Source organism: Flavobacterium pedocola (assembly GCF_053764385.1).
On the sequence record NZ_JBSNCR010000005.1, the window covers coordinates 98,686 to 123,607 of the forward strand.

Consider the following 24,922-nt stretch of genomic DNA (forward strand, 5'->3'; position numbering starts at 1 on the left):
AAAAAAACCAACAATTAAATCATGATCATTTACGGCACAAAAGGTTCAAACATTAAAAACGGGCAAATCATTAATACCGAATGTCCGAACTGCAATACAAAATCAACGATGGACTATAGTATATTTGGGAAATACGCCCATGTTTACTGGATTCCTTTTTTCCCTTACACCAAATTAACTTTCGTTGAATGCGGCAATTGTAAAAGAACATTTGAGAAAAACGATTTTACCCCCGAAATAACTCAAAAATTAGAGCACGAAAAGAACAAAAACGGTAAACTTTTTTTCCCAGTATGGATGTTTTCCGGAATAGCAATCGTAGCGTTAATTTCAGGATTCGGAATCTACCAGAGTAATGTTGATGATGAGAACGATAAAGCCTATTTAAACGATCCAAAAGTTAACGACGTCTACCATTTGAAAACTGAGAACGGTTTTTTTACCTCGGCAAAAGTTACCAATGTAGACAAAGACAGTGTTTATCTTTCATTTAACACTTATGAGATCAATCAGGAGACCGGAATTTCAGATATCGATATCGCAAAAAATTACGAAAAAGAGTCTTACGGGATTTCCAGAGAAAGAATAACCGAGTTATTTAAAAAAGATACAATTTATTCTGTTAAAAGAGATTAGATGAGAAAAGCAATCTTTCCGGGTTCGTTCGATCCGATAACCTTAGGACATTTCGACATCATCAAAAGAGCTTTGCCTTTATTTGATGAAATCGTCGTGGCCATCGGTATCAATGCCGAAAAAAAATATATGTTTTCTTTGGAAGACCGTCAAAAATTTATCGAAGAATCTTTTAAAGACGAACCAAAGGTTTCCGTAATCACTTATGAAGGCCTGACTATTGATTTGTGCCACAAACTGGGTGCGCAATTCATCCTTAGAGGGCTTCGCAACCCGGCCGATTTCGAATTCGAAAAAGCCATCGCCCATACCAACCGCCAGCTATCAGATATTGAGACGGTTTTTCTTTTGACTGCCATCGACACTTCACACATCAGTTCAAGTATTGTTAGGGATGTTATCCGAAACGGCGGTGATTATACGTTCTTAGTTCCCCAATCTGTAAAAATCAAATAACAACATAATGAAACAAATAATCGGCTTATTTCTTCTAAGCACGGCCTCACTGTTTGCCCAGCAAACCGATTACAAAACACCTTACGAAAAAGGAAACGGAAACCAGTCGGCTACTTATAAAGAAGCGATCGAATATTACCAGAAACTGGACAAAGGCTTTGAAACCATTTCCATGAAAACGATGGGTGCTACTGATAACGGCGAACCCCTTCATATAGTGGTTTACAGTGCGGATAAATTCTTCGATTTCCGTCAGATGGCCTCAACAAAAAAAGCCGTAATGCTTATCAACAACGGAATCCATCCCGGAGAAACAGACGGTATTGATGCTACCATGCTTTTCATGAGAGATTTAGCTTCCGGTAAAATCACTGCGCCAAAAAACACGGTTGTTGTGGCGATTCCGGTGTATAACATTGGTGGTTCCATGAATCGTAATTCCACTTCACGTGTAAATCAGAATGGCCCGGAAGAATATGGTTTCAGAGGAAATTCAAGAAATTATGACCTAAACAGGGATTTTGTCAAATCGGACACTAAAAATTCAAAAAGTTTCCAGGCGCTTTTCAACTTTGTCAACCCTGATGTTTTTCTTGACAATCACGTAAGCAACGGTGCGGATTATCAGTATACGCTAACCTACATTGCCACGCATTACCAAAAATTAGGTGGTACTTTGGGAACCTTCTTCAACGAAGAAATGATGCCGGCCATTTTAAAAGATCTGAAAACAAAGAAAATCGAATCGGTTCCTTATGTTAACATTCACGACAAAACTCCGGAAACAGGTTTTGCTAAAAGTATGGAAACACCAAGATTTTCAACAGGTTACGCTTCGATGTTCAATACACTTGGCGCCATGGTGGAAACCCATATGCTGAAAAAATATTCCGAAAGAGTGAAAGTCACTTATGAATACATGCTTTCCACTCTAAACTTCACGGATAAAAGTGCGGCCAAAATCAAAAAACTGCGTCAGGACAACCTTGAAAATTATAAGGCTCATAACAAATACACGGTGCAGTGGGAAATTGATTCGGCGAAAGTAAAACAGATTCCTTTCCTTGGCTATGAAGGCAAATACAAGCCTAGTGATGTTTCCGGAAAACCGCGTTTGTATTACGACAGAACCAAACCCTTCAATAAAATGATTCCTTTTTATGAGGTATACAAATCCAAAAAAGAAATCACCATTCCGGAATATTACATCGTGCCGCAACAATATTGGGACGTTATCGACTTAATGAAACTGAACGATATCGATATGGTGAAATTAAAAAAAGACACCACCATCAACGTTGAAAGCTATAAAATTGCGGATTACAAAACCTCAAACCAGCCCTTTGAAAACCACTATTACCACTACAATACTTCGGTTAATGCGAGTAGAGAAAATGTACAGTTCAAAAAAGGCGATTTTATCGTAAAAACGACTCAGAAAAATGTAAAGTATCTTCTGGAAACCTTAGAACCGGAAGCAGCCGATTCGTTCTTCAACTGGAATTTCTTCGATATTATTTTACAGCAGAAAGAATATTTTTCAGCGTATGTTTTTGAAGATCTGGCAAAACAGCTTTTAGACGAAAACCCAAAACTGAAAGCGGAATTCGAGAAGAAACGCAGCGAAGACAAAAAGTTTGCCGAAAGTGGAGAAGCGCAGTTGGACTGGGTATACAAACACTCCAAATACTTTGAAAAAGCGTATCTGCAATATCCGATTTACAAGAAAATGTTGTATTAACCAACAACATCATTATAAAGAAAAAGCTCCTAAATCAGGAGCTTTTCTTCTTCAAAGAGAAGTTTAATATTTTCGTAGGAGTTGGTTAAGGCTTCTCGTATTTCTTCCGGTTTCATCCACACTACTTTTTCGATGCCTTCATCGGCCTGACCTTGTGGAATTCCCTTGAAATTGGTTTTCATTTCGTACCAATGGGTTACTTTTAGTTTGTAGCGGCCGTTGCGTTTAAACACGTGATACGTTTTTTGCAATTTTCCCGTGATTTTCAGGCCGGTCACTCCGGTTTCTTCCTCTACCTCACGGATTGCAGTTTCCTCAATGGCCTCACCTTTTTCTATTCCGCCTTTTGGCAGGTCCCATTTTCCGTTTCTGAAGATGAAAAGCACCTCCCCGTTCTTGTTGTAAACCAATCCGCCACCGGCTTTCACCACAGGAATTTTCTCGCGCAGTGTGGTCATAATTTCCTTTTCATCCGGATGATATAAAAATGCTTTGTCAATTTTATTCTGAAACATTTTCATAATAATCTGTTTGATATCAACGCTTTCCAGAAGAAATAGCTTAAAATCGGTTTCTTTGACAACTTGATTTGTCAGGAAAAGTGGTTTATCGTTTACAAAAACTTTATACATTTGTAGTATGATTTTTAACACAGACACAGCTAAAAAAACAGCCGAATTGCTTTTACAAATAAACGCAATTAAATTAAATCCCAAAAATCCTTTTACTTGGGCTTCGGGCTGGAAATCTCCAATTTATTGCGATAACCGCATAACGCTCTCATTTCCACCAATCAGGAATTATCTTCGTGAGGAATTTGCCAAAAACATCGAAAAACAATTTGGTAAACCTGATGTGATTGCCGGTGTAGCCACAGGAGCTATCGGAATCGGGATGCTGGTTGCGGAAATCATGGGACTTCCTTTTGTTTACGTTCGTCCTGAGCCTAAAAAACACGGGCGTCAGAATCAGGTGGAAGGTTTTCTTCAGAAAGGCCAGACGGTTGTAGTGGTTGAAGATTTGATCAGTACCGGAAAAAGCAGCTTACAAGCCATTGAAGCCTTAAGAGAAGCCGGTGCCAACGTAAAAGGAATGGTCGCTATTTTCACCTACGGATTTGACGTTGCCGAAGAAAACTGCAAAGAAGCCAAACTGGATGTTTTCACTTTAGGAAACTACGACACCTTACTGGAAGAAGCCGTGGCCCGTCAGTACATTACAGAAGAAGAACACGAAACACTTAAGGAATGGCGTAAAAGCCCATCAACCTGGAGTGTGGAAGTTTAAAATTTTATATCAACCATTATGAATTTAGAAAGCCCTAAGGTTAACGTTGAAAAATCAGACGATTATTTGTTCAACGCGTTAACCGATGTTAAAAATTTTGAGAAACTTATGCCGGATTCCATTGCAAAATTTGAAGTTTTGGATGAGAACGCTTTTATCTTCGGATTAAAAGGCATGCCGGAAATCAAATTGAAAATGAAAGACAAAGTAGCCCCAAACAAAGTAGTTTTGGGTGCTGCAAGTGATAAATTACCTTTTACATTAACTGCGAACATCAATGCACTAACCCAAAATACTTCTGAAGTTCAGTTGGTTTTTGACGGTGAGTTCAACCCGATGATGGCCATGATGATCAAAGGACCGATTTCGAAATTTATCGAAACTTTAGCGGAAAACATGAACAAGCTATAGTAACGGAACGACTTAAACAAAAAAGGCTTTTAGAATTCTAAAAGCCTTTTTTAATATAACATCTGCACTTCTTTTATGTCAAATTGACGACAACTGTCATCTTCCAGCAGAATTTCAAGTTTACCTACTTCATTTACTTTCTGGATAATCCCCATGAATCTGGCGCCCGTCATATCTTCAAAAGGCATGGGAACTCCTTTTTTGTACAAAAACCTGTCGTAACCAATCCAAAACTGATTATAATTACCAGTTTGCAACAAAGCGATATTCTGCTTTAATTTCTCAAGGATGACACGAAGCACATCATCTCTGTCAAATTCTTTGGTCGTAATTGTAAAAAGGGAACCTGCTTTTGGTAAATCTTCAAAGAAATGCTGGTTTACATTCAGCCCGATCCCAATAATCGAAATAATTTCCCCGTTACTTTTGATACTGTTTTCAATCAGGATGCCGCCAATCTTCTTGTTTTCTGCCAAAATGTCGTTCGGCCATTTTATCGACAGATTGGGAATCAGAAACTCGTTTAACGCTTCCGTGATGCTCACCGCAACCGCTACATTAAGGTTAAAAATCGAATTGATTTCGAGCAACAAATCTTTCACAAGCACACTAAACGTTAGGTTTTTACCTGATTCGTTTAACCACTTTGCTCCCATCTGGCCGCGACCGTCGGTTTGGTTTTCAGCTACAACAACCGTAAAATTTTCAACAAACTGTTTTGACAACTTTTCCTTTAAAAAGTCATTTGTGGAAGGTATGGCATCGAGTTTGATGATATTCATAAAAATAATTAACTTTAAGTAGTTTAATCTTATGTTAAGATGTCAAAAATAACAACAAAAATGGTAACTTTGCGAAAATATAAAATTTATAAATGGCAGTAAAAGATATTAGTAATGATGATTTATTAGCTAACATCATCAAAGGGATTGAAGACGTAAAAGGAAACGATATCGATATTTTAGATTTAAGAGCAATAGACAATACCGTTTGCGACTATTTCGTAATCTGTAACGGTAACTCCAACACTCAGGTTAACGCTATTGCAAATTCTGTTCAGAAAGTAGTATCCAAAGAATTGAAAGATAAGCCTTGGCATGTGGAAGGAAGTGAGAATGCCGAGTGGATTTTAATGGATTATGTGAGCATCGTGGTTCACGTTTTCCAAAAGCATATTCGTGAGTACTACAACATCGAAAGTTTATGGGGTGATGCTAAAATCACCTCAATTGAAAACAAATTATAACCCAACATTTTCATGTCAAAAGAAAATAAGCCAAACAATAAAATTAAAATCAGCCCTTGGTTTCTTTATGGAATCGCGCTTCTGATTCTGATTGTTATCCAAATTATCTCCAGCGGATCAAACTTTCAGGAAGTAAAACCTACCAGTATTTCCAAATTCTACCAGTTTTTGGATTCCGGACAGGTTAACAAGGTGGTGTACAACAAAACCACTGCACAGGTCTATCTGAAAAAAGAAGCACTTACAGCGAAAGAACATTCCAAGATAAAAAAAGAAACCTATTTCGGAAAAGAAAATACAGGTCCTCACTATTCTTTTGACATAGGCCCTAATAACGAGCTTTTTCTAAAAAAGCTTGATGAGGCGAATCGTGCACATAAACTAAATGAATATGCTTCAGAACCTGAAAGCAATTGGGGTGAAATCATCATCACGTATTTACCGTTAATCATCATTATCGGATTCTGGATCTACATGATGCGCAGAATGTCCGGAAGTGGCGGAAGTGGCGGCGGCGGCCAGATTTTCTCCATCGGGAAATCAAAAGCCAAATTATTTGACGAGAAAAACGATGTGAAAGTTACGTTCAAAGACGTAGCCGGATTAGAAGGAGCGAAAGAGGAAATTCAGGAAATTGTGGAATTCCTTAAAAACCCTGAAAAATATACTGAAATTGGAGGTAAAATACCAAAAGGAGCTTTATTGGTCGGCCCTCCGGGAACAGGAAAAACTTTATTAGCCAAAGCCGTTGCCGGTGAAGCTAAAGTACCTTTCTTCTCCTTATCAGGATCAGATTTCGTTGAAATGTTTGTTGGAGTTGGGGCATCCCGTGTGCGTGATTTGTTCAAACAAGCCAAAGAAAAATCACCGGCCATCATTTTCATTGATGAGATAGATGCCGTTGGACGTGCCCGTGGAAAAAGCAATTTTTCAGGCTCAAACGACGAACGTGAAAATACCTTAAACCAGTTATTAACCGAAATGGATGGTTTCGGAACAAACACGCACGTAATCGTACTTGCTGCCACCAACAGAGCAGACATTTTGGACAAAGCCCTGATGCGTGCCGGACGTTTTGACCGCCAGATTTATGTGGATTTGCCGGATATCCGTGAGCGTAAAGAAATCTTTGAGGTACACTTGACACCGCTTAAAAAAGAGGAACAACTGGATACAGATTTCTTAGCCAAACAAACCCCTGGATTCTCCGGTGCCGACATCGCAAACGTTTGTAACGAAGCGGCATTAATCGCTGCCCGAAAAAACAAAAAAGCAGTTGGTAAACAAGATTTCCTTGATGCGGTTGACCGAATCGTTGGAGGTCTGGAAAAGAAAAACAAAATTGTTACCCCGGCCGAAAAAAGAGCCATTGCCATTCACGAAGCCGGTCACGCTACAGTAAGCTGGATGCTGGAACATGCTGCTCCACTAGTAAAAGTTACCATCGTTCCTCGCGGACAAAGTTTGGGTGCTGCCTGGTATTTACCGGAAGAGCGTTTAATCGTTCGTCCTGAGCAAATGCTTGATGAAATGTGTGCTACCATGGGAGGCCGTGCGGCAGAAAAAGTAATTTTCGATAAGATTTCCACAGGCGCCTTGAGCGATTTGGAAAAAGTAACGAAACAGGCCCGTGCCATGGTTACTATTTACGGTTTGAATGACAAACTTGGAAACGTAACATATTATGATTCTTCCGGGCAAACGGATTACAATTTCTCCAAGCCTTATTCTGAAGATACAGCAAGACTTATTGACAAAGAGATTTCCGATTTAATCGAAGACCAATACAAAAGAGCTATAAAAATCCTTAAGGAAAATCAGGACAAACTGGTTCAATTAGCTGATATTCTTATTGAAAAAGAAGTGATTTTCAAAGATGATCTTGAAACTATTTTCGGTAAACGCCCATTTGAAAAATCAGATAGTGAAGCGGTTACGGAGAACGAATAGTTTTGTTAAATAATTTTTTATAAAAATCTTAATTCAGTTGCACGATTGAATTAAGATTTTTTTATCTTTGGTTATTATCAAATTGTAAATTTCCCAGATTTTATAAAATATATGAGTCTTTTCAGAAAGTTTTTTGGCACATCATCCGAAGATTCGAATGAAGACAAAGAGAAGGAAAAAACAAGTCCTTACCTTCCGGATCCGGTGATGCCTATCGATGAACTCTTTACCTATAATTTCAAGAAAAACGGAGGCAAATTTTTATACTGTGAAAATTTACCTGAGGTTCACGACAACTTTGAAAGCATATTGGAAGAAAATGACTGGTTTGAACAAGAAGCATTATGTCTTGAACCAAAGCTTTACAGCCTTCTTGACGAAAACAAACTGAATTATACCAATCCAAACAACCCGAAATTCCTTTTGACTTCCTGTGAAAATCTGATTGCCAATGAAGGGTCGATTTTATTTTCATCCAAACAGATCAAACAATACAAACCCAACGAATTACCGGACAACATAGTTGTTTTGGCCACAACCAGCCAAATCACCGGGAACAAAAGCGACGGTTTAAGAGAAATCAAAAGAAAGTACGACAAAGAAATCCCTACAAACATAACAACCTTTAAATACTTCGAAAAGGCCAAGGAAGAAGATTTCCTTCAATACGGAAGTTGTCCTAAAAACCTTTATTTACTGCTTTTAGAAGATTTATAGTATGCGTGAAAGTATTATCCGATCCCTTTCCGGAATAGTATACATTTTGCTTTTGGTTTCAGCAACATTGTTTTCCGAGTACAGCTTTTCGCTTCTTTTCGGAATGTTCATGCTGATTTGCACCGTAGAATTCTGCAAACTTATCCATTTAAAAAATTCGGTTCCGATTTTACTGGCATTGGTCAGTTATATGATTTTCGCCTTTTTTCATACAGGCAATTCCAAAACCGATTTATTACTGACTCTTGGCGCTCTTTTCGTATCGGTGAATTTAATTTTTGATTTGTTTCAGGAAAAGACAAAACCAAAAAATGACACCTTATCAAAATACGTAACCCTTTTTGGTTACATCATTCTGCCGTTTGTATTGATTATGAAGTTGCCAAACATTGACAATCTCTACAATCCCAGAATCATCATCGGCATCTTCATTATCATCTGGACCAACGACACTTTTGCTTATATTGTTGGAAAATCACTGGGAAAACACAAGCTTTTTGAACGCATCTCTCCCAAAAAAACAATTGAAGGCTTTTTAGGCGGATTGGTTTTCGCTATGATCGGAAGTTATATTTTAAGCATTTATTTCACTTTCTTCTCTCCTGCAATCTGGGTCGCTACGGGTTTAATCGTAGCCGTTTTCGGCACCATCGGTGATTTGATCGAATCCAAATTCAAACGCATGGCCGGAGTAAAAGACAGCGGAAAAATAATGCCCGGACACGGAGGTATTTTAGATCGCTTAGATAGTGTTATATTTGCAGTACCGTTTTTATACTTATTTTATCAAATTATAAATTATGTTCATACAATTTCATAAAGAAGGAGCAAAAATCATTTTAGGAGCCACTATTACAGCAACAGCTGTTATTTTCCTGGCGGATGAATTCATCAATATCTTCTGGCTTCAGAAAGCAATACAGCTTTTCACGCTGTTCATGCTGATCATGATTTTACAGTTTTTCCGTAACCCAACAAGAATTACGGCAATCAATGACAATCATGTAATTGCACCGGTTGACGGAAAAGTAGTAGTTATTGAAGAAGTATTCGAATCAGAATATTTTAAAGACAAACGTTTAATGGTTTCCATTTTTATGTCGCCCATAAACGTACACGTAACGCGTTATGCCGTGAACGGTTTGGTAAAATTCAGCAAATACCATCCTGGTAAATACCTTGTGGCATGGCATCCGAAAGCCAGCGAAGAAAACGAAAGAACGACTGTAGTGGTGGAAAGCCCGGTTTTCGGGGAAATCTTATACCGTCAGATAGCCGGAGCATTGGCAAGACGTATTGTTAACTATGCAAAAGAAGGAATACAGGTAGTTCAGGGAACTGATGCCGGTTTCATTAAATTTGGTTCGAGAGTAGATTTATACTTACCTTTAGGTACGGAAATCAATGTTAAGCTAAACGAAAAAGCTGTAGGTGGAAAAACCATCATTGCAATTAAAAAATAATGAATTCTACGGAATTAGATAAATTATTTGATGAGGCTTTTGAAAATGCCAACCTGATACCGCAATCTTCAGTTCCGATAGATTTGCAGTTGGTTTTGTATGGCCTATACAAACAGGCTACTTCCAACGATTCCGACCGCTTTTTTTTTCGACAGGATTCACAGAATATCCGAAGTGCCTTCAAACTGAATGCCTGGATGCAAGTCAATAACCTCTCGGCGGATGAAGCAAAAAGACAATATATAGAAATTATCAATAAACTTATGAAAGAACGAAATTTGTAACCAGGTTTCGTTTTTTCTTTTAATTACATCAGTATGAAATTCCAAAAAACAGCAATTCTTTGTTTCGCTTTAATGACCTTGTTTTCCTGCCGTAAGAAAAACAATCTTGAAGAAGTGGTGCAGATACCGGAGCCGGAAGCTCAGGCAACACAATCCGCTTATGGAAATCCAGCTGATGTAAAAGCCGCAAAAGGCAAATTCAAAATGCGCGGCTTACCTTATGCTTATACCGCTTTAGAACCGTATCTGGATGCCAAAACCATGGAAATCCACTATTCGCGCCATCATTTGAGCTATTGTAACAATTTAAATGCCGCTATAAAAGGTACCGATCTTGAAAACTGGACACTTGAACAAATCCTGAAAAGTTCTGACCCTAACAACATGGAAATCCGAAACAATGCGGGAGGTTATTACAACCACAACCTGTTTTGGGAAAATATGGCACCAAAAGCCGGAGGACAACCTAAAGACAGTCTGGCATCGGCCATCAACCGTGATTTTGGCTCTTACGATGCTTTTAAAGCACAATTCGTTCAAGCAGCAGGCAAACAGTTTGGTTCCGGCTGGGCATGGCTGGTAGTAGACAAAACCGGTAAACTTGCGGTTGGCAGTACTTCAAACCAGGACAATCCTATCATGCCGGATATGCCGATTTCAGGAACACCGATTTTAGCATTGGATGTTTGGGAACACGCCTATTATCTGAAGTTTCAAAACAAACGCGGGGAATACATCTCGGCTTTCTTCAACGTAGTGAATTGGGCTACCGTAGAGAAAAGGTATTTAGAAGCTATGAAAAAGACTCAGTTAATCCCTTAATCAAATATTTCTTAGTGCATCCATTAAAGCATAGATATCTTCTTTAGTATTGTAATGACTGAACGATATGCGTAAGCTTGGCTTATTGATATCCTCAGCTTCCAATATTTCAGCTAACACATGCGACGGTTTGATGCTTCCGCTCTGGCAGGCGCTTCCGCGGGAAACTGCAATACCTCTCATATCAAGGTGAAACAAAATCATGGCCGTTTTGTCTTCGGGTAACGGTAAAACTACATTCAGGATGTTGTAAAGTGTTTCTTCCCCATTGATTATAAGTTCCGGAAAATCAATTTCAAGGCATTCTATCGTGTAATTTTTCAGGGCTGAAATATAGTTTCTTTCTTCTTCCAAATGCAGATACGCTAATTCAAGTGCTTTAGCCATTCCTGCAATCTGATGCACTGCTTCGGTTCCGGCACGTAAACCTTTTTCCTGTTCACCGCCAAAAAATAAGGGTTGCAGCCCGGCATTTTTCTTCACATAAGCAAACCCGACGCCTTTTGGCCCGTGGAACTTATGCGCACTGGACACCAGAAAATCGATGCCTAATTCCTGTACATTGATTTCCATTTTACCCACCGATTGCACCGTATCCGAATGAAACAACGCATTATAATCATGAGCGATCCGTACCGCTTTTTCAAGGTTTAAAATGGTTCCGATTTCGTTATTCACGTGCATTAAACTTACCAGCGTTTTTTTGTCCTGCGACAATAGTTCCACTAAATCGGTAAAGTCGATCTGACCGTTTGGTTTGATGGCAACAAAATCCACATCGATACCGAATTCCTGCTGCAATACTTCAATGGTATGCAGTACGGCATGGTGCTCAATTTTACTGGTGATGATGCGCGCTACTTTCATGTCTTTAACGGCCGAACGCAAAATCCAGTTGTTGGCTTCCGTTCCGCATGAGGTAAAAATAATTTCAGAAGCTGTCGCATTGATCTGCTTAGCAATGGATTTCCTTGCGGTTTCCAAAACTACTTTAGCACTTCTTCCATATCCGTGCGTAGAAGAAGGATTCCCGAAATCCTCGGAAAGCACTTTAGTCATCTCTGCCACTACTTCCGAACGAAGCTGCGTGGTGGAAGCATTATCAAGGTATACTTTTCTCATATTATTCTGAAACGGGCTGTTCTTTCAATTTTCGTTTAAAGATAAGTTTTTCGTTGAAAACAAGAATCGATATCAAGATCAACGAGTACGAAATAATCTGAATCCCAGTGACTTCTTCCTTATAATAGAATACGGCCAGCAAAAAATTCAAAATCGGGTTAATGTATAACATGATTCCCAATGTGGAGGAATTCATGCCTTTAAGGGCAAACAAATTTAAAAACAACGGAATGATCGTGAACAGAATCACTATAAAAACCAAGCAGATGTAAAACAGGCTTTCCCCTGGAACCGGACCACTGAAAGACGGATAAAACGGCAATAGTAAAATTCCGGAAGTCAGTAATTGCACATTTAAAGCCACAAACTTATCAACTTCTGTATTCTTGCGTTGCGAAATCAAATACAAAGCGTACGTTAGCGCCACAATCAGACTGTAAAAAATATCGGCAAAACTATTGAATGACAACAGTACACAGCCCGAAAGACTTATGCCAACCGCTATCCATTGCCATTTACTCAGCTTTTCTTTCAGGATGAAAAACGCCAGCACCGTGGTAAGAATCGGGCAAACCAAATAAGCAAATGAGGCAGCTTTTACACTGATGTGGTTCATCACGTAAATAAAGATAAACCAGTTCGCCGTTAGCAGCAATCCACCACCAACATTCAACAGGAGGATAATATTTCGTTCGGCTTTAGGCTTAGTTTTTATGGTTTGGAAATCTTTCAAAAGTACCTTTCTACGAATAAAAAGGTTGATGGCCGAAATCAGCAAAACACTCAAAAAAACCCTGTAAAACAAGATGTCCAGCGAAGGATAATGGTGTATCGGCTTCAGTGCCAAACTAAAAAACCCCCAGATTACAAAAGCTGCAACAGCTGCCAGATAGTATTTATTGATTCGCATAAAAAAGAAATTCGGAACAAAGGTACAGTATTTCCCATGCTCCGAATTAGATATTATTATTTTATTAAGATTAGTGTCCGCCTTCCGCTTCGATTTCATCAACATCAATATTCTGTTTCTTTAAAATCGATTTTACGATTATCGCAAAGAACAATAAATAGGAGAAACAAATTACCGGTACAATATACGATTGGTGAATTCCGATGATATCCGAAAGTTTACCCTGAAGCGGCGGAATAATTCCTCCACCCAAAATCATCATGATCAAAAAAGCTGATCCCTGAGACGTATATTTTCCTAAACCGATGATAGACAAACTGAAAATAGCAGGCCACATGATACTACAAGCCAATCCTCCAGCTAAAAACGCATAAATAGCAACATTTCCGGAAGCAAACAATCCGATTAACATGGCTGCAACTCCAAAAATCGAGAAAACCGTCAAGGTACGTGCGGGTTTATCTTTACTGATGAAGAAAGCACCAATCTGCAGGGCTATACAAATAACGTAGTAATACAACGCCGACATGTCTTTTTGTGCTATCGTATTTACAGCAATAACCACAGAAAAAGCAATCAACGGAACTATTATTAAGGCTAACTTCTTTCTGGCATCCGTTAAATGAAAAACACTGATGGCTCCTGCCCAGCGGCCAATCATCAAACTTCCCCAATACATGGAAATATAAGGCGCACTGTCTGAAACACTGATGCTTCCGAATTCTTTTAGTTTTAAAAGCTCGGTTAAATTACTTCCGATAGCTACTTCCACTCCAACATAAGTAAAGATGGCCAACATCCCCAACACCAATTGCGGATATTGCATTGCACCCCAGCCTTCACTGTTTTTTTGGGCAGACTGATACGAAAACAACAAACCTCCCACAACCACAATTAAAGCGCCGGACAACCAAAGCATTCTGGAGTGCTCCAATCCTTCTTTAAGAGGTTTAATTTCATTTTCGTGTGAAGTAATCTCAGCTTCTAATTTTACAATTTCAGGATGGGAAACTACCGCTACTTTTGCATCGTATTCCTTTTTAAGATCCCCTATTTTCGTTTCTAAAGCAAGAATTTGTTTCGCTTCTTCACTTTTATAACTGTTGAAAACCGGTACAAAACAAATTACCAGCAAACCTGTCATGATCACAAGGGTACGCATGGCTTTATTTGCTTTTTCCATCGGCTCGTTGGAGATTCCGTCCGGTACTTTTTTAGAAAAACGGAACATGGCAGCTGCCGCAACGAAAAGCAATCCTACACATACATATAGTAAAACCACCTTCCCTAAATCTAAATTTTTGATCTGATCGTCTGTAACGGTTGCTGTAGTCCCGAAAAGAGCAAAAGCAACAATTAACGGACCAATCGCCGTTCCGAAGGAATTGATTCCTCCTCCTAAATTTACACGGTCTGCTCCTGTTTTAGGATTACCTAACGAAATTGCAAAAGGATTGGCAGCCGTTTGCTGTAGTGAAAAACCTAAAGCCACAATAAACAAACCGGTTAACATCCCCGCATACAAATTCGCTTCCACTGCTAAAATCATGGCTCCGGCTCCCAAAGCTGAGAAAAGCAATCCGAAAACGATACTTTTTTTGTATCCCCAGCCGCTTACGATATCTTTATTTTTAAAGGTCCCGAAGATGAACAACAATAAGGCTCCAATATAATAAGCCGTGTAAAAAGCGAAATCCACCAGCTGTGACTGAAACTGATCGAGTGAAAAATAACTTTTACAGAACGGAATAAAAATACTGTTTCCTGCCGCGATGAATCCCCAGAAAAAGAAAACGGTGATCAGCGTATATAGCGCAGGATAATTGGTTTGATGTTTGGATGACATAAATTAGTTTTTCAATTGGTTCCCAAATATAGGAATATTGATGAATTTTCGTTATTTCTTTTATCGTTTTTGAAAACTAAAAGTGCTATTTTTGTCCCAAATACAACAACTTATGAAAAAGTTTTTCGGTTTATTGGTTTGCGCACTGCTTTTAGGGTCATGTGATGACGGGGATATGGTTTTGGAATCCCTTAATTTTGATTCGGTTTCGATACAAAAATGTACCGATAAAGAAGTGTTGTTTAAAATTAAAGGCGAAGAACTTTTGCTGCTGGACATTCCCGCTTCGAACTTTCCGAATGAAGTAACTCCTGTCGGTTCGCCAAGAATCGTTGAGATTACAGAAAGTAACATGGTTCTTTACCGAAAGTACAACGGGTCGCTTTCCAACAGTACGATTTGTTCTGAAATTCCACCGGCAACGCCTACAGTTTTAAAAGAATGGACAGCATCTCCGGGCGGAACCATTCAGATTATAACAACCGAAAAAACAGTTACGGATCCCGTTACCAACGAAGTAACGGTTACAGGATACAACCATCAGATAAAATTCATCAACATTCAGTTTGTAAACCCTGATGACAGTTTTGTATTTGAAGAATATCTTTTCGGTACGTACACTACAAATCTGTAGTTAACGGTTCGGATTTTGCTTAATGTATACTTCGGTGGCGCCTAAACCATATTTCTGGTAATTAGCGTCCTGAAAAGTAATTCCCTCGTAACGCCCTAAAAGAAAATCAAGTTCGGCTTTCAAAACACCTTCACCCACACCGTGAATAAAAACGACTTTCGGCATTCTGTTCCTGATGGCGAAATCCAATTGACGTTTGGCCGTTTCCATTTGCAAAGTCAGGATATCATAATTAGACATTCCGCGTTTTGACGGTACTAATTTTTCGATATGTAAATCGACTTCCAGCACGAATTCGTCTTTACGGGATTTCTTTTCCTTAACAAAGGAACGTTTCTTTTCCTCTTCCTTTTCTTTCAGAACCTGGCTTAAACTCTGATTTGAAGTAAAATATTTTAAATCACTGGTTTCCATTTCTTTAACCAATTGACCTGACAAAAATTTCATCGTAAAACCATCTTCGGTTTCAATAACGACATACTCCTTTTCGAAACCCACCACGACGCCATTAAAATCGTCATCCAATACCGAAACTTTATCTCCAATACTAAACATCTTTCTCTTCGTCTTTATGGTTACTCGGTGTTTTCGACATCAGCTTCATCATTCCGTAAAAGAATATTACCACACCTACAACCTGAATCCAGATATTTGGATTAGGTTTGGATTGCTCATAAAAAGCAACACCAAAAACAATCAATAAAAGAAGTATATAAACGGTTTTCATCGCTATCCTATTTGCCCTCAAAAATAGTAAAGTTTAAAATATCTTCCGGATTATTTCTAAAGTATTAAGTTTTTCACTAAAATTGCTTACAGAAAAAAGCTACCAATGGAAGAATACATGTTGCCCTGCTTCAGCAAAAAATTTTTAGGAATCGAATGCTTCGGTTGCGGCACACAACGCGCTTTGGTTTTACTGTTTCAGGGAGAATTCAGTGCTGCATTCAAAATGTTTCCGGCCATTTACACCTTAGTGCTTTTTGGCCTTTTCATCGGTTTGAATTTTATGGACAAATCGAGAAATTACCACAAGATTATCGTAACACTGGGAATTGTAAACGCAATAATCATGGTAGTTTCCTATTTCATAAAACATTATTACAACATTTAATACTAACTAACCAAAATCAAATTAAACATGGAAGAAAACTTCAACAATTTTGAAACCAAACAAAAGCTGCCTAACGCGACAGCCGTAATAATTTTAGGAGTTTTATCAATTTTAGTATGCTGCTGCTACGGAATTCTGAGCGTGCTTCTAGGAGCATTGGGGATTTATCTGGCGAAAAAAGACACCGATACCTACAACCTGAACCCTTCCTTGTATACCAACTTCAAGAATGTAAAAACCGGAAGAGTATTGTGTATCATCGGAATCGTTTTAGGTGTTCTTATGTTGGCTTACATGATTTGGGCAATTAGCTACTTCGGATGGGAAACACTTCAGGATCAGGAATTGATGCAGGAAAAAATCCGCGAAATGATGGGGAACTAAAATCCTTCACATTCAGACATAAAAAAATCCGCTTTTCAGCGGATTTTTTTTTATAAGTAATTATTTCTCAAATTCTTTTAGTGTTTTAGTGATTATTGAAACGCAATCTAACAGTTGTTCTTCGGTCATTACCAAAGGCGGCGCAAAACGGATAATGTTTCCGTGTGTTGGTTTAGCCAACAAGCCGTTTTCTGCTAATTTCATACAGATATTCCAAGCAGTCTCGCTTTCTTCCGTATCGTTGATTACAATAGCATTAAGCAATCCTTTTCCGCGAACTAAAGTGGCAATATTCGAAGTTTCGATGTATTTACCAATTTCCGTACGGAACATTTTACCTAAATATTCTGCATTTTCGGCCAGATTTTCATCTTTCACTACTTCTAAAGCCGCGATGGCTACAGCCGCTGCAATTGGATTACCTCCAAAAGTAGAACCGTGCTGACCAGGCTTGATAACATTCATAATAACATCATTGGCCAATACAGCCGAAACCGGGTAAGCGCCTCCTGAAAGTGCTTTCCCTAAGATCAAAACATCCGGAGTTACATTTTCATGCTGCACCGCTAACAATTTACCGGTACGGGCAATTCCTGTCTGAACTTCGTCTGCGATAAATAACACATTGTGTTTTTCACATAACGCTTTTGCTTTTGCCAAATACCCTTCTGACGGTACATAAACACCTGCTTCACCCTGAATAGGCTCTACAAGGAATCCGGCAATATTTGGAGTGGATGTGATCGCTTTTTCCAAAGCATCGATATCATCATAAGCGATTTTAATAAAACCAGCCGTATAAGGACCAAAGTTCTTACGGGCATTCTCGTCGTTTGAAAACGAAATGATGGTTGTGGTTCTTCCGTGGAAGTTGTTTTCACAAACTATAATCTGAGCCTCATTTTCATGAATCCCTTTTTTCTCATAAGCCCATTTACGACAAAGTTTCAAAGCAGTTTCAACCGCTTCGGCACCGGTATTCATCGGCAATACTTTATCGAAACCAAAATAATCGGTTACGAATTGCTCATAAACACCTAATTTGTCATTGTAAAAAGCTCTTGAAGTTAACGTCAGGGTTTGTGCCTGACGGGTCATAGCCTCAATAATTCTCGGATGGCAATGTCCTTGGTTTACTGCTGAATAAGCCGATAAGAAATCATAGTACTTTTTTCCTTCAATATCCCAGACAAAAACGCCTTCACCTTTACTTAATACTACGGGAAGCGGATGATAATTATGGGCACCATATTTATCTTCCAATTGAATAGCTGCTGTAGAACTCATTTTTTCTAACACTTGCATTTTAAATTGATTTTAGTAGTTCCGTTATTATAAAATTCTATTGGGGCTTTATTTGGATGCAAGTTAACAATTCAAATCGAAAAAAATAACATTTAGCACTCATTTTTGTGAATTTTATAACAAACGGCTTTTGTTGTATCCAAAAATATAGTAAAAAAACAACATAATACGCTCTTTACATATAGTTAACAAAAAGCAAAGAACTTGTTACAAATAATAACCTTTTGTGAATATTTCGCAAAAATTACCCTAACATACGCCATATAAATTTGCATTATCTAATAAAAAACAAAAAACAATGAAATTTATCTATGCATTTTTAAGTACGGCGACATTGCTAACCATTGCTGCCTGTAATTCTGATGAAAGTTCAGACAACAAACCTTCAAGTCCAATCGATTTGAAAAACCATTCGATTACTCCTGCATTACTAAATGCGAAACCTGAATTTGCCGGCGTGCAGACATTTGCCTTATTTTCAAGTGAAGACGATTTCGTTGAAACACCTGATTATGTTTTTGGAGGTTCTGCCGATGGTTCCGGATTGTTCAAAAATACTGACGGTACCTTTACTTTCCTTGTAAACAACGAAGATAACTACTCTGTTTCTAAAATCAAACTTGACAATACCTTTAAACCGGTAGCCGGAGAATATGTATTGAATTCAAGCGGATCAGGTAACCGTTTATGTTCTGCTTCTTTAGCAACTCCAGAAATCCACGGTTTCGGACCTATTTTCCTTACTGCCGGAGAAAGCGACAGCGAATCTCAGGTTCACGGCATCACTCCTTATGACACTAAAGCTAACAATACAACACCAAGACCGGTTTTAGGCTTTGGAAGATGGAGTGCTGAAAACGCAGTACCACTGGCAAAAGAAGCTTACACAGGACAGACCATCGTTCTTTTAGGAGATGATGATTCCGGGACCTATGGAGGTCAACTTGTGATGTACAAAGGCACAAGAGGTGATTTGAACAACGGAAAAGTATATGTTATCAAACGTACTGACAACGTTACCAACGAAAGAACCATGACAGAAGGCTCTACTTACCCTGTTGAATTCGTAGAAGTTACAAATGCAAGAACCAATACAGGTTTACAAAACAATCAGGCGGCACAGACTTTAAACACAATTGTGTTTGGCCGTGTTGAAGATATCGATTACCGCAAAGAAGCCGGAAAAGAGCGTGAAATTTACTTTAACGTTACCGGGCAAAATAATACTGGAGCTAATGCCGACAATTCACGTTCTAAATACGGACGCGTTTACAAACTGCAAATGGATGCCAACAATCCTTTGATTGGTCAGCTTACTTTGGAATTAGATGGTGACAACAGAAGCGGAAAAGCCCGTTTGTTCCAGAATCCGGACAATATCTGTGTGACTAAAAACTATGTTTACATTCAGGAAGATTCTAACGGTTATGGCGATGAAACGCATGATGCTTATATCTACCAGTACAACATCACAACAAAAGAATTGAAAGTTGTTTTTGAATTGGATCACAAAAGAACCGATCCTTCAAACAAATTCATGAGTGCAACATCCGCTTTAGGTTCTTGGGAATACGGTGCATTAATCGATGTTTCAGAAACTATCGGCGTTCCGGACACCTTTATGTTATCTGTACAACCGCATACCTGGAGAACAGATGCTTTCAAAGGTGTTGACGGCGGATCGGTTCGTCCTAATGAAAATCAGGGAAGTCAGATTGTTGTAATCAAAGGATTGCCAAGATAACCCATCAATCAAAGAATACAAATAAATCAGGGGCCGGAGAAATCTTGCTCCTGATTTAATAATTATGCCCATGAGAAAACTTATTGCTTTACTGACAGTGCTTTTTTTAGTTTCCTGTCAGCAGGACAAGTACAAAAACCTAAGTCCCGTTGAAAAGACCAGGCAACGCTTTATTGAGGATTATTCCGAATTCGCCAAAAATGTTTCAGAGTTAAATACTGAGGCTTTAAAGAATTCTTCAAAAGAAAAACTTCAGCAAAAGTTTAAAGAAACCCGATTAGCCTACAAAAAAACGGAGGCGCTCTTATCCTTTTATTTTCCGGAAACCGCCACTAAACTCAACGGTGCGGCCATTGATAAAAACGATGTTCAGGAAACCAGCCGCAAAACAGAAGAAGCCACCGGTTTTCAGAAAGTGGAAGAATTGCTTTTCTCCGAAGAAACCGATTCTGCGGAACAGCAAAAACAAATCGGGATTTTGAACGGCTATACGCAATCCATGAAAGCTACCGTGACAAATCTTCAACTTTCCGACAGCAATATTTTCGAAGCACAGAAACTCGAATTATTACGAATTATGAGTTTGGGTATTACAGGTTTTGATTCGCCGGTTGCCTTCAACTCCATTCCGGAAACAAAAGCAGCCATTGCGTCAATCGAAACCACACTTTCCTTTTTTAAAGAGGATAAAGTTTTCACGGAACTCATCGGTAAAACCAAAGTTTATCTGCATAAAAACAATAATTTCAATGCTTTTGACCGTGCCGAATTCATTGTTGGTTACTGCATCCCCATCGCCAAAAAAATACAACAACTCCAGAAAACACTCAACATCAAAAACAATCCCTATTCCGGTGCCATTAATTTTGATGAACCGACAGTTTTCGAAGAAACCGCTTTCAACGTCAATTATTTCGCCCCTGCTTACAACCGAAATCCTTCAAAAGAGCAGATTGCTTTAGGAGAACAACTTTTTACCGACACCATATTGAGCGGCAACAATCAGGTTTCTTGCCTGACTTGTCATATCCCATCAGAAGGATATGCTGATCATAAAGCCAAAGCCGTCGAAAACGGAAAATTATCCCGAAACACACCTACCTTGTTAAATTCAGGGTTTCAGAACACTTTGTTTTTGGACGGTCGCGTGAATTATCTTGAAGATCAGGCTAAGGCAGTTATCAACAATAAAGACGAAATGCACGGAAGTTTTGCCCATGCGCTGCAAAAAGTAAAAGCCAGTGCGAAGTACCAGGCTGAATTCAAAAAAGTTTTTCCTTCCGAGAAAGAAATCACGGAACAGAATCTGTTGAAATCCTTAGCGGGTTATGTGCGTTCGTTATCCAAACTCAATTCTAAATTTGATGATTATTTACGCGGAAAAGCAGCACTTTCGTCAAATGAAAAAAAAGGATTCAATCTGTTTATGGGAAAAGCGAAATGTGCTACCTGTCATTTCTTTCCACTCTTCAACGGAAGTGTTCCGCCTTTGTATAATGAACTGGAAAGCGAAGTTTTGGGTGTTCCTTCAAAAAACACAACTCAAAAGGCAACCATTGATGCGGATTTAGGTGAATATGCGGTTACCAAAGCACCTTTAAAGAAATTTGCCTTCAAAACCCCAACGGTTAGAAATTCGGCAATAACTTTTCCTTACATGCACAACGGTGTGTACCATTCTCTCGAAGAAGTAATCGATTTTTACAACCGTGGTGGTGGTGCAGGCATCGGAATCAATTTAGAAAATCAAACCTTACCGACGGATAAATTGAATCTTTCCAAAACAGAAATACAGGACTTAATCGCCTTCCTAAAAACTTTGAATAATGAGTACTAACGGAAGAAACTCATAACTCATAACTCATAATTTATAGCTCATAATTCATCATACATTTCCAATAGCTTCGTAACGGTATTCAGATTACGCATCGTTGCCGTTACGTTAAGCTTTTTCTCGATGTATTTCTGATCGAAACGCGTCTTCCCTGCCCCGACATCATATTTGATGTAAATACGGTTTTTGTCGATTACGGCTTCGTCGGGTTTCACCTGACTCATTTTCAAATCGTGAATAGCGTTATCGTTCAGTTCTTTGGAGATGAATGTGAAATAGAGTTTTTTGGTATCGACGTCTTTCTCCTTCAGATAAGGTGTATTTTTAAGACAGGCTTCTAGATCCTCTTTAGTGATAACGATAATCGGGACATCGTAGCCCCATTCCTTAAAAATTTCCTGCTTGATTTTAAATCCGACCGTAGCCCCGTGTTCTTCATCGGAATCCACAAACACATTGCCGGATTGGATATATGTACGGACATTTTGAAATCCCATGCGCTCGAGTAAGACACGGAGTTCTTCCATTTTAATCATGTTGTGACCGGAAACATTGATCCCGCGAAGAAGTGCTAAATGACGATTCATAATAGTTCTGAATTTGAACTACGAAGTACGAAATTTGAAGGTGTTTTTGCAACTATATTTTCAGTTTGCCTCAATTTTTAAAATCGCTTCGTTTCTCAATCAAAAACTGAAGTACGTCCAGCACACCGTTTTGTTGGATAATATCCCTTGATTTCAAATCATTTTCACAAAAAGTTATAAAAGGATCGATTTCACTTTCCTTCAGATCCAGCTTAGAGGTAAAGAATTCATTTGAAAATTCCCGTCGCACATATTGTTTAAAACTCACTGTTTTCTTAGCAACACCTGAATCTTTTTTGGGCGCTAATTGCCTGTCCAGAAACTTAATTACTTTAACACCAATTTCGACGAAATCAGTTCCCATTTCTATTTCTCCGGTGTAAACCCCAATTACTTTAGGTTGTGCCTGCTGTTTTTCCAACTGGGCCATTTTGGTAGCCTCATAAGTTGCCTCTACCTGAATTTTTTCAGCTTTGGCAATTTCGACTTCTTTTAATTCAATGGTTTTTTTTTCAAGTTCAAACACGGCTTCGGAAGAAAAATGCCTGCGGTTGACTTTCACTCTTCGCTCATTATAATTCTTTGCCGCAAAAAGAAGTTCATCGTAGACGGAAGCTTCAATTGAAAATCTTCCTTTATCATCTGTTGTTTTGGAAATACGCTTGGTCACATTTACCACTTCAACATGAGCCAAAGGGGAATTATCACTCACCACAACACCTTTCAGAGTAGTCTGTCCGAAAAGATTCAGCGTAAAAAGAAAAAGCGAAAAAACTATAACTATACGACTCATCACACCCATTGTTTATTGCTTCTCCTAAGTTACTCAATCCCTACACCATTTACTATTAATATTTTGTTAATTAAATAACTGATTTTCAATACATAAGCTCACTTTGTACTTTATTCATACTATTAAGTTAACGGGTTTCAAAATACAATCCTTATTTTTGCCGCATGGGAAGAAAAAAAACAGACAAAATCGTATTCGAAAACGTAAAAGTCCTTGATGCAGGTGCAAAAGGCGTTTCGGTAGCCAAAGCTCCGGATGGTAAAGTAATTTTTATTCCGAATGTTGTGCCGGGCGACGTGGTGGATGTGCAAACCTTCAAAAAACGCAAAGCCTATTACGAAGGAAAAGCCGTGAATTTCCACGAGTTTTCCGAGCATCGCATTGAACCGATCTGTGAACATTTCGGGGTTTGTGGCGGATGCAAATGGCAAAACATGAAGTACGAACAGCAATTGTTCTATAAAAATCAGGAGGTTTTCAATCATCTGAAAAGAATCGGTAAAGTGGAATTACCTGATTTTGAACCCATCTTGGGATCTAAAGAGCAATTCTTCTATAGAAATAAAATGGAATTCGGCTTCTCGTCTTCGCGTTGGATGACACAAGAGGAAATCGATTCTGAAGTGGAATTGGACAACAAAAACGCTGTCGGTTTCCATATCCCGAAAATGTGGGACAAAATCCTGGACATCAAAAAATGTCATTTACAGCAGGATCCTTCAAACGATATCCGTAATGAAATCAGACGATTTGCCAATGAAAACGGTTTAACGTTCTTTAATCCGAGAGAAAATCACGGTTTGTTGCGTACACTAATGATCCGTACTGCTTCAACCGGCGAAATCATGGTATTGATCCAGTTCTACGACAAGGACAAAAAAGGCATCGACCTGATGATGAATTTCTTAGCGGAACGTTTCCCGGAAATCACCTCGTTACAATATGTGATCAACCAGAAAGCCAACGATACTATTTACGATCAGGACATCATTCTTTTCAAAGGAAGAGAGTATATTCTGGAAGAAATGGAAGGTTTGAATTTCAGCATCAATGCAAAATCGTTCTACCAGACGAATTCCGCACAGGCATATGAATTGTATTCGATTACAAGAGAATTTGCAGGTTTGACCGGAAATGAACTGGTATACGATTTATATACCGGAACCGGAACCATTGCACAATTCGTTTCCAAAAAAGCGAAAAAAGTAATCGGTGTGGAAGCTGTACCGGAAGCCATAGCCGATGCAAAAGAAAACGCAAAACGCAATAACATCACCAATTGTGAGTTTTTCGTAGGAGACATGAAAAATGTATTCAACGATGACTTCATCAAAACCCACGGTCATCCGGATGTGATTATTACCGATCCACCACGTGACGGAATGCATGCTGATGTTGTAGGACAGATTCTGAAAATCGCTCCTGAAAAAGTGGTTTACGTAAGCTGTAACTCCGCAACACAGGCCCGTGATTTGGCGTTGATGGACGAAATGTACAAGGTAACCCGAGTGCGCCCGGTGGATATGTTCCCGCAAACGCACCATGTGGAAAATGTTGTACTTTTAGAGAAAAGAAATTAGTTTGCAGTCTCAGTAATCCGTTAAAAATATTGATTAGTACATTGATTCTAAATATA

At 38.8% G+C, this 24,922-nt stretch carries 28 protein-coding genes; 18 read left to right on the plus strand and 10 right to left on the minus strand.

Annotation, left to right across the window (positions count from 1 at the left end):
* The first annotated feature begins 21 nt into the window (after window positions 1-21).
* Genes ACWPKD_RS12725 through ACWPKD_RS12735 form a run of 3 tightly spaced genes read left to right on the plus strand, consistent with a single transcriptional unit; the run spans window position 22 to window position 2,833 of the window.
* On the plus strand, window positions 22-636 hold the full coding sequence (locus tag ACWPKD_RS12725; RefSeq protein WP_455413060.1) for a hypothetical protein: 615 nt from the start codon (window positions 22-24) through the stop codon (window positions 634-636).
* Window positions 637-1,092: a pantetheine-phosphate adenylyltransferase gene (gene coaD, locus ACWPKD_RS12730; RefSeq protein WP_455413061.1), complete on the plus strand. Its 456-nt coding sequence runs from the start codon at window positions 637-639 to the stop codon at window positions 1,090-1,092.
* 7 nt (window positions 1,093-1,099) lie between these two features.
* The gene (locus ACWPKD_RS12735; RefSeq protein WP_455413062.1) at window positions 1,100-2,833 is read left to right on the plus strand and encodes a M14 family metallopeptidase; all 1,734 of its coding nucleotides are present in this window, start codon (window positions 1,100-1,102) and stop codon (window positions 2,831-2,833) included.
* Window positions 2,834-2,862: 29 nt separating this feature from the next.
* Here ACWPKD_RS12735 and ACWPKD_RS12740 read toward each other — a convergent pair whose 3' ends face one another.
* A complete protein-coding gene (locus ACWPKD_RS12740; RefSeq protein ID WP_455413063.1) occupies window positions 2,863-3,465 on the minus strand; it encodes an NUDIX hydrolase in 603 nt (200 codons plus the stop codon).
* A gap of 7 nt (window positions 3,466-3,472) precedes the next feature.
* On the opposite strand from ACWPKD_RS12740, the gene pyrE reads away from it, so the two are divergent.
* Window positions 3,473-4,120, plus strand: a complete 648-nt coding sequence (gene pyrE / locus ACWPKD_RS12745) for an orotate phosphoribosyltransferase (protein ID WP_455413064.1) — start codon at window positions 3,473-3,475, stop codon at window positions 4,118-4,120.
* An 18-nt stretch (window positions 4,121-4,138) separates the two neighbouring features.
* On the plus strand, window positions 4,139-4,531 hold the full coding sequence (locus tag ACWPKD_RS12750) for an SRPBCC family protein (RefSeq protein ID WP_455413065.1): 393 nt from the start codon (window positions 4,139-4,141) through the stop codon (window positions 4,529-4,531).
* A 50-nt stretch (window positions 4,532-4,581) separates the two neighbouring features.
* Here the strand turns inward: ACWPKD_RS12750 and ACWPKD_RS12755 are convergent, their stop codons facing one another.
* Window positions 4,582-5,313, minus strand: coding sequence for a biotin--[acetyl-CoA-carboxylase] ligase (locus tag ACWPKD_RS12755; protein ID WP_455413066.1), 732 nt, complete (start codon window positions 5,311-5,313; stop codon window positions 4,582-4,584).
* Window positions 5,314-5,405: 92 nt separating this feature from the next.
* Between ACWPKD_RS12755 and rsfS the strand changes: the two genes are divergently transcribed.
* From rsfS to ACWPKD_RS12790, 7 genes are all read left to right on the plus strand, one after another.
* On the plus strand, window positions 5,406-5,777 hold the full coding sequence (gene rsfS, locus ACWPKD_RS12760; protein ID WP_455413067.1) for a ribosome silencing factor: 372 nt from the start codon (window positions 5,406-5,408) through the stop codon (window positions 5,775-5,777).
* A 12-nt stretch (window positions 5,778-5,789) separates the two neighbouring features.
* Window positions 5,790-7,727, plus strand: a complete 1,938-nt coding sequence (ftsH, locus tag ACWPKD_RS12765; protein WP_455413068.1) for an ATP-dependent zinc metalloprotease FtsH — start codon at window positions 5,790-5,792, stop codon at window positions 7,725-7,727.
* A gap of 111 nt (window positions 7,728-7,838) precedes the next feature.
* Entirely contained in the window at window positions 7,839-8,444 is a 606-nt protein-coding gene (locus tag ACWPKD_RS12770; protein WP_455413069.1) for a lactate utilization protein B/C, read from the plus strand.
* A gap of 1 nt (window position 8,445) precedes the next feature.
* A complete protein-coding gene (locus ACWPKD_RS12775) occupies window positions 8,446-9,264 on the plus strand; it encodes a phosphatidate cytidylyltransferase (protein ID WP_455413070.1) in 819 nt (272 codons plus the stop codon).
* Complete coding sequence (locus ACWPKD_RS12780) at window positions 9,245-9,907, plus strand: phosphatidylserine decarboxylase family protein (protein ID WP_455413071.1); 663 nt, start codon at window positions 9,245-9,247, stop codon at window positions 9,905-9,907. Before ACWPKD_RS12775 ends, ACWPKD_RS12780 begins: the two co-directional genes overlap by 20 nt.
* Entirely contained in the window at window positions 9,907-10,191 is a 285-nt protein-coding gene (locus ACWPKD_RS12785) for an acyl-CoA-binding protein (protein WP_455413072.1), read from the plus strand. The genes ACWPKD_RS12780 and ACWPKD_RS12785 overlap by 1 nt, the downstream gene beginning before the upstream one ends.
* Window positions 10,192-10,224: 33 nt before the next feature.
* Entirely contained in the window at window positions 10,225-11,013 is a 789-nt protein-coding gene (locus ACWPKD_RS12790; protein ID WP_455413073.1) for a superoxide dismutase, read from the plus strand.
* Here ACWPKD_RS12790 and ACWPKD_RS12795 read toward each other — a convergent pair whose 3' ends face one another.
* The 3 genes from ACWPKD_RS12795 to ACWPKD_RS12805 form a co-directional block, all read right to left on the minus strand.
* Window positions 11,014-12,135: a cysteine desulfurase family protein gene (locus ACWPKD_RS12795; RefSeq protein WP_455413074.1), complete on the minus strand. Its 1,122-nt coding sequence runs from the start codon at window positions 12,133-12,135 to the stop codon at window positions 11,014-11,016.
* 1 nt (window position 12,136) lies between these two features.
* Window positions 12,137-13,045, minus strand: a complete 909-nt coding sequence (locus ACWPKD_RS12800; RefSeq protein WP_455413075.1) for an EamA family transporter — start codon at window positions 13,043-13,045, stop codon at window positions 12,137-12,139.
* 70 nt (window positions 13,046-13,115) lie between these two features.
* Window positions 13,116-14,891 (minus strand): MFS transporter, encoded by a 1,776-nt coding sequence (locus ACWPKD_RS12805; protein WP_455413076.1) that lies wholly within the window; start codon window positions 14,889-14,891, stop codon window positions 13,116-13,118.
* A 112-nt stretch (window positions 14,892-15,003) separates the two neighbouring features.
* Between ACWPKD_RS12805 and ACWPKD_RS12810 the strand changes: the two genes are divergently transcribed.
* Window positions 15,004-15,525, plus strand: a complete 522-nt coding sequence (locus ACWPKD_RS12810; protein WP_455413077.1) for a hypothetical protein — start codon at window positions 15,004-15,006, stop codon at window positions 15,523-15,525.
* Here the strand turns inward: ACWPKD_RS12810 and ACWPKD_RS12815 are convergent, their stop codons facing one another.
* Entirely contained in the window at window positions 15,526-16,080 is a 555-nt protein-coding gene (locus ACWPKD_RS12815; RefSeq protein WP_455413078.1) for a Smr/MutS family protein, read from the minus strand.
* A complete protein-coding gene (locus ACWPKD_RS12820; RefSeq protein ID WP_455413079.1) occupies window positions 16,073-16,252 on the minus strand; it encodes a hypothetical protein in 180 nt (59 codons plus the stop codon). The genes ACWPKD_RS12815 and ACWPKD_RS12820 overlap by 8 nt, the downstream gene beginning before the upstream one ends.
* Before the next feature lie 105 nt (window positions 16,253-16,357).
* On the opposite strand from ACWPKD_RS12820, the gene ACWPKD_RS12825 reads away from it, so the two are divergent.
* A complete protein-coding gene (locus ACWPKD_RS12825; RefSeq protein WP_455413080.1) occupies window positions 16,358-16,639 on the plus strand; it encodes a DUF2752 domain-containing protein in 282 nt (93 codons plus the stop codon).
* A 27-nt stretch (window positions 16,640-16,666) separates the two neighbouring features.
* Window positions 16,667-17,023: a CCC motif membrane protein gene (locus tag ACWPKD_RS12830; RefSeq protein WP_455413081.1), complete on the plus strand. Its 357-nt coding sequence runs from the start codon at window positions 16,667-16,669 to the stop codon at window positions 17,021-17,023.
* A gap of 60 nt (window positions 17,024-17,083) precedes the next feature.
* Here ACWPKD_RS12830 and rocD read toward each other — a convergent pair whose 3' ends face one another.
* Window positions 17,084-18,328 (minus strand): ornithine--oxo-acid transaminase, encoded by a 1,245-nt coding sequence (rocD, locus tag ACWPKD_RS12835; RefSeq protein WP_455413082.1) that lies wholly within the window; start codon window positions 18,326-18,328, stop codon window positions 17,084-17,086.
* A 298-nt stretch (window positions 18,329-18,626) separates the two neighbouring features.
* Between rocD and ACWPKD_RS12840 the strand changes: the two genes are divergently transcribed.
* Entirely contained in the window at window positions 18,627-20,072 is a 1,446-nt protein-coding gene (locus ACWPKD_RS12840; RefSeq protein ID WP_455413083.1) for a hypothetical protein, read from the plus strand.
* Between the two features lie 70 nt (window positions 20,073-20,142).
* Window positions 20,143-21,909, plus strand: coding sequence for a cytochrome-c peroxidase (locus ACWPKD_RS12845; protein ID WP_455413084.1), 1,767 nt, complete (start codon window positions 20,143-20,145; stop codon window positions 21,907-21,909).
* 38 nt (window positions 21,910-21,947) lie between these two features.
* On the opposite strand, the gene ACWPKD_RS12850 is transcribed toward ACWPKD_RS12845, so the two are convergent.
* The gene (locus ACWPKD_RS12850; protein WP_455413085.1) at window positions 21,948-22,493 is read right to left on the minus strand and encodes a DUF1697 domain-containing protein; all 546 of its coding nucleotides are present in this window, start codon (window positions 22,491-22,493) and stop codon (window positions 21,948-21,950) included.
* A gap of 70 nt (window positions 22,494-22,563) precedes the next feature.
* Window positions 22,564-23,286: a hypothetical protein gene (locus ACWPKD_RS12855; RefSeq protein ID WP_455413086.1), complete on the minus strand. Its 723-nt coding sequence runs from the start codon at window positions 23,284-23,286 to the stop codon at window positions 22,564-22,566.
* A 164-nt stretch (window positions 23,287-23,450) separates the two neighbouring features.
* On the opposite strand from ACWPKD_RS12855, the gene rlmD reads away from it, so the two are divergent.
* Window positions 23,451-24,866, plus strand: a complete 1,416-nt coding sequence (gene rlmD, locus ACWPKD_RS12860) for a 23S rRNA (uracil(1939)-C(5))-methyltransferase RlmD (protein WP_455413087.1) — start codon at window positions 23,451-23,453, stop codon at window positions 24,864-24,866.
* Window positions 24,867-24,922: the final 56 nt, after the last annotated feature.

Excerpts from the sequence above, each read along its gene's own strand:
- ACWPKD_RS12810 (WP_455413077.1), top strand. The coding sequence starts at position 15,004 with ATGAAAAAGTTTTTCGGTTTATTGGTTTGCGCACTGCTTTTAGGGTCA.
- pyrE (WP_455413064.1), top strand. The coding sequence starts at position 3,473 with ATGATTTTTAACACAGACACAGCTAAAAAAACAGCCGAATTGCTTTTA.
- ACWPKD_RS12805 (WP_455413076.1), bottom strand. The coding sequence starts at position 14,891 with ATGTCATCCAAACATCAAACCAATTATCCTGCGCTATATACGCTGATC.
- ACWPKD_RS12830 (WP_455413081.1), top strand. The coding sequence starts at position 16,667 with ATGGAAGAAAACTTCAACAATTTTGAAACCAAACAAAAGCTGCCTAAC.
- ACWPKD_RS12795 (WP_455413074.1), bottom strand. The coding sequence starts at position 12,135 with ATGAGAAAAGTATACCTTGATAATGCTTCCACCACGCAGCTTCGTTCG.
- ACWPKD_RS12815 (WP_455413078.1), bottom strand. The coding sequence starts at position 16,080 with ATGTTTAGTATTGGAGATAAAGTTTCGGTATTGGATGACGATTTTAAT.
- ACWPKD_RS12740 (WP_455413063.1), bottom strand. The coding sequence starts at position 3,465 with ATGTATAAAGTTTTTGTAAACGATAAACCACTTTTCCTGACAAATCAA.
- ACWPKD_RS12725 (WP_455413060.1), top strand. The coding sequence starts at position 22 with ATGATCATTTACGGCACAAAAGGTTCAAACATTAAAAACGGGCAAATC.
- ACWPKD_RS12820 (WP_455413079.1), bottom strand. The coding sequence starts at position 16,252 with ATGAAAACCGTTTATATACTTCTTTTATTGATTGTTTTTGGTGTTGCT.
- rlmD (WP_455413087.1), top strand. The coding sequence starts at position 23,451 with ATGGGAAGAAAAAAAACAGACAAAATCGTATTCGAAAACGTAAAAGTC.
- ACWPKD_RS12755 (WP_455413066.1), bottom strand. The coding sequence starts at position 5,313 with ATGAATATCATCAAACTCGATGCCATACCTTCCACAAATGACTTTTTA.
- ACWPKD_RS12855 (WP_455413086.1), bottom strand. The coding sequence starts at position 23,286 with ATGAGTCGTATAGTTATAGTTTTTTCGCTTTTTCTTTTTACGCTGAAT.
- ACWPKD_RS12770 (WP_455413069.1), top strand. The coding sequence starts at position 7,839 with ATGAGTCTTTTCAGAAAGTTTTTTGGCACATCATCCGAAGATTCGAAT.
- ACWPKD_RS12850 (WP_455413085.1), bottom strand. The coding sequence starts at position 22,493 with ATGAATCGTCATTTAGCACTTCTTCGCGGGATCAATGTTTCCGGTCAC.
- coaD (WP_455413061.1), top strand. The coding sequence starts at position 637 with ATGAGAAAAGCAATCTTTCCGGGTTCGTTCGATCCGATAACCTTAGGA.
- ftsH (WP_455413068.1), top strand. The coding sequence starts at position 5,790 with ATGTCAAAAGAAAATAAGCCAAACAATAAAATTAAAATCAGCCCTTGG.
- ACWPKD_RS12825 (WP_455413080.1), top strand. The coding sequence starts at position 16,358 with ATGGAAGAATACATGTTGCCCTGCTTCAGCAAAAAATTTTTAGGAATC.
- ACWPKD_RS12780 (WP_455413071.1), top strand. The coding sequence starts at position 9,245 with ATGTTCATACAATTTCATAAAGAAGGAGCAAAAATCATTTTAGGAGCC.
- ACWPKD_RS12845 (WP_455413084.1), top strand. The coding sequence starts at position 20,143 with ATGAGAAAACTTATTGCTTTACTGACAGTGCTTTTTTTAGTTTCCTGT.
- ACWPKD_RS12735 (WP_455413062.1), top strand. The coding sequence starts at position 1,100 with ATGAAACAAATAATCGGCTTATTTCTTCTAAGCACGGCCTCACTGTTT.
- ACWPKD_RS12775 (WP_455413070.1), top strand. The coding sequence starts at position 8,446 with ATGCGTGAAAGTATTATCCGATCCCTTTCCGGAATAGTATACATTTTG.
- ACWPKD_RS12750 (WP_455413065.1), top strand. The coding sequence starts at position 4,139 with ATGAATTTAGAAAGCCCTAAGGTTAACGTTGAAAAATCAGACGATTAT.
- rsfS (WP_455413067.1), top strand. The coding sequence starts at position 5,406 with ATGGCAGTAAAAGATATTAGTAATGATGATTTATTAGCTAACATCATC.
- rocD (WP_455413082.1), bottom strand. The coding sequence starts at position 18,328 with ATGCAAGTGTTAGAAAAAATGAGTTCTACAGCAGCTATTCAATTGGAA.
- ACWPKD_RS12800 (WP_455413075.1), bottom strand. The coding sequence starts at position 13,045 with ATGCGAATCAATAAATACTATCTGGCAGCTGTTGCAGCTTTTGTAATC.
- ACWPKD_RS12790 (WP_455413073.1), top strand. The coding sequence starts at position 10,225 with ATGAAATTCCAAAAAACAGCAATTCTTTGTTTCGCTTTAATGACCTTG.
- ACWPKD_RS12840 (WP_455413083.1), top strand. The coding sequence starts at position 18,627 with ATGAAATTTATCTATGCATTTTTAAGTACGGCGACATTGCTAACCATT.
- ACWPKD_RS12785 (WP_455413072.1), top strand. The coding sequence starts at position 9,907 with ATGAATTCTACGGAATTAGATAAATTATTTGATGAGGCTTTTGAAAAT.